The organism is Gordonibacter pamelaeae 7-10-1-b, assembly GCF_000210055.1.
Taxonomy (GTDB): Bacteria; Actinomycetota; Coriobacteriia; order Coriobacteriales; family Eggerthellaceae; genus Gordonibacter; species Gordonibacter pamelaeae.
The window spans coordinates 1,022,518-1,025,936 of record NC_021021.1; the positions used below are offsets into that span (position 1 = coordinate 1,022,518).

General features: G+C 64.4%; 3 protein-coding genes. 1 reads left to right on the forward strand and 2 read right to left on the reverse strand.

The genetic code is table 11. From position 1 onward, the window contains the following. Positions 1–546: MFS transporter (locus GPA_RS04790; RefSeq protein ID WP_156791129.1), on the reverse strand; the 546-nt coding region annotated here is incomplete at its 3' end. A gap of 537 nt (positions 547–1,083) precedes the next feature. Between GPA_RS04790 and GPA_RS04795 the strand changes: the two genes are divergently transcribed. After that, positions 1,084–2,010: a LysR family transcriptional regulator gene (locus tag GPA_RS04795; protein ID WP_015539114.1), complete on the forward strand. Its 927-nt coding sequence runs from the start codon at positions 1,084–1,086 to the stop codon at positions 2,008–2,010. 130 nt (positions 2,011–2,140) lie between these two features. Here GPA_RS04795 and GPA_RS04800 read toward each other — a convergent pair. After that, positions 2,141–3,419 (reverse strand): IMP dehydrogenase (locus tag GPA_RS04800; protein WP_041239111.1); only part of this gene is annotated, 1,279 nt, incomplete at its 5' end.

Here is a 3,419-nt window from a genome sequence, read left to right on the forward strand (position 1 = left end):
CACGCCGCCGGCCGCGCCCACGCCCACGAACACGGGACCCAGGCCGAACAGCGGGATCAGGTTCACCGAGAGCGTCCCCAGGATGAGCGACCCCAGGCCGAACCCCATCATGAGCACGCCTGACGAGAATCCCACCTTGTCGGGAAACCACAGGTTCGTTGTGGACACGATGGTGTTGTACCCCATGCCCACGCCCAAGCCGCCCAGCGTGCCGTAGCACAGGTACACCACCGCGATGCTCCCCTTCGCGAACAGCCCGGTGCCCGCAAACCCGACGAAGAACAGCACAGCCGCGATGACGATGGCCCCCTTCACGCCGATACGCCGCTCCACCTGTGAGCCTATCACAGCACCGATGCAGAACGCAATCATCATGATGTTGAACGTGAGGCCTATCGCCCCCTTCTCCAGCTCGAACGCCTCCCCCATCGGCGCCGCGAACATGGAGAACGCGTAGATGAGCCCCAGGAACAGCAGGGCGAACGTCGAGCACGCCAATGTGCGCATGCGCTCGGACTTGACGCGGGCAACCGTCGTTTCAGGCATAGTGCTCCCCCTCCGTGCGAGTTCGACGCCGCCCTTACAGGCCCCCTTTGCCCCGACCGCGACGATAAACGCCGAACAACCGCAGGACGGCGATCCTTCGCCCCCATTGTCGCCGAAAGCCCCTGGCGAACCGTATGGCGTTCAGAGTGAGAAACCGTGCTTTCATACAGGGGTAGCTAGAGAGCGCACAGAATTATAAGCGAGCACAGCCAGCGAAGCCGCGCGGCATAGGCGCCCACTTTTCGTGAGCTCCCCATAAGCTACCGTAAAAACCCTCAATCCCGCTACCGCTTCATCAGATAACAAGCTAGAATTAAAAAGGCTCTCGCAGGTTGACCCCCTCACCCCCAGCGCAAGCTGCTGTCCCCTCGCTACTGCAGCATTCCTTCAGGTTGAAGGCGTCTTGGGGGAAGATGCCCACCAAGCGAGTTCCGCACGAGCCAAACCGTCCTGTGGACGGTTTGTGCGAGCCAGGACTGCCGAGCGACTGGGCATCTTCCCCCAAGACGCCGGAGTCGCAAGAAAGGAAAGCCCGCCATGACCCTTCAGCAGCTTCGCTACCTTATCGCCATTGCCGAGTACGGCTCCATCAATGCCGCCGCCCAGAACCTCTACGCCTCGCAGTCGAACCTCTCCACGGCCATCAAGGAGCTGGAGCAGGAGCTGGGCATCACCGTGTTCACGCGCAGCAACCGCGGCGTCACGCTCACGAACGACGGCACGGAGCTCTTGGGCTACGCGCACCAGGTCATCGAGCAAGCCGACATGTTGGAGCGGCGCTATGCCACCGGCACGGACAAGCACCTGCGGCTGGCCGTGTCCACGCAGCACTACGCGTTCAGCGTGCAGGCGTTCGTGAACGTGGTGGAGCAGTGCGAGGGGGACGACTACGAGTTCATCCTCCGCGAGAGCAGCACGGGCGAGATCATCGACGACGTGCGCACGTTCCGCAGCGAGGTGGGCGTGCTCTACACCGACGGCTTCAACCGGCGCGTGCTGCAGAAGGCCTTCGACGATGCCGACGTGGCGTACGCCCCGCTGTTCGACGCGCGCGTGCACGTGTTCGTGGGCGAGCACCACCCGCTGGCCGGCGCGCAGCTGCTGGCGCCCGAGGACTTGGAGCCCTTCCCGCGCTACTCGTTCGAGCAGGGCACGGCGAACTCGTTCTACTATTCCGAGGAGCCGCTCAGCTACCTCCCGCACGCGCGCAACATCCGCATCTCGGACCGCGGCACGCTCACGAACCTGCTAACCAGCCACAACGGCTACACGCTGTCCACGGGCGTGCTGTCGGCGGAGATGCAGTCGGGCATCGCCAGCATCCCGCTCGACGTGGACGAGCGCATGCAGGTGGGCTACATCATGCACAACGAGCGCCGCCCGAGCCCCCTGCTGCTGCGCTACATCGACGAGCTCCACGCCATCATCGAGGCGAACCCGAGCGTGGAAGCGCGACCCGCTTAGAAGGGCGCCGCGCTCCTTCCGTCAACGAAAAACCTATGAAGCGCGTGTGGCCCGCCGTGTTCGGTTGAAAACCGAGGCCGGCGGGCCACACGCTGTTGTGCAGAACTTCCCGGAGGGGTGAAGGTCTTGCCTAGTGGATAGAGCTGCTCACGTAGGGCGTCTTGTCCTTGAGCACCACGTCGTGGGCGCCACCCTCGACGATGGACGTGGACGACACCACGGTGAGCTTCGCCTTCTCCTGCAGCTCGGGAATCGTCAAGGCGCCGCAATTGCACATGGTGGACTTCACCTTCGACAGCGTGAGGTCCACGTTGTCCTTGAGCGTGCCGGCGTAGGGGACGTACGAATCCACGCCCTCCTCGAACGACATGCCCTTCTTGTCGCCGCCCAGGTCGTAGCGCTGCCAGTTGCGGGCACGCGCGGAGCCCTCGCCCCAGTACTCCTTCATGTAGGAGCCGTTGATGTTCACCTTGTTCGTGGGGCTCTCGTCGAAGCGGGCGAAGTAGCGGCCCAGCATGACGAAGTCGGCGCCCATGGCCAGGGCCAGCGTGAGGTGATGGTCGTACACGATGCCGCCGTCGGAGCAGATGGGGATGTAGACGCCCGTCTCCTCGAAGTACTCGTCGCGGGCCTTCGCCACCTCGATGGTGGCCGTGGCCTGGCCGCGGCCGATGCCCTTCTGCTCGCGCGTGATGCAGATGGAGCCGCCGCCGATGCCGATCTTGATGAAGTCGGCGCCCGCGTCGGCCAGGAAGCGGAAGCCCTCGGCGTCCACCACGTTGCCCGCGCCCACCTTCACGGAGTCGCCGTAATGCTCGCGAATCCACTCCAGCGTGAACTTCTGCCAGTCGGAGTAGCCCTCCGAAGAGTCGATGCACAGCACGTCGGCACCGGCCTCCACCAGCGCCGGCACGCGCTCGGCGTAGTCGCGCGTGTTGATGCCCGCACCCACCTGGTAGCGCTTGTGCGCGTCCAGCATCTCGTTGGGGTTGGACTTATGGGAGTCGTAGTCCTTGCGGAACACCAGGTACATCAAGTGGTCCTCGTCGTCCACCACGGGCAGCGAGTTCAGCTTGTTGTCCCAGATGATGTCGTTGGCAACCTTCAGGCTGGTGTCCATGGGCGCCACGATCATGTTCTCGCGCGGCGTCATGAAGCTGGCCACCTTCTCGTCCATGGACATGCGCGACAGGCGGTAGTCGCGGTCCGTCACCACGCCCACCAGCTTGCCGTGCGCCGTGCCGTCCTCGGTCACGGGCATGGTGGAGTGGCCGTGCTTGTCCTTGAGGGCCACCACGTCGGCGAGCGTCATCTCGGGCGAGAGGTTCGCATCGCTCGTCACGAAGCCGGCCTTGTAGTCCTTCACGCGCGCGACCATGGCCGCCTGATCCTCGATGCTCTGCGAGCCG

What these genes read in the sequence shown, in the direction of transcription:
- GPA_RS04795 (WP_015539114.1), top strand. Translation starts at nt 1,084, where the DNA reads ATGACCCTTCAGCAGCTTCGCTACCTTATCGCCATTGCCGAGTACGGC.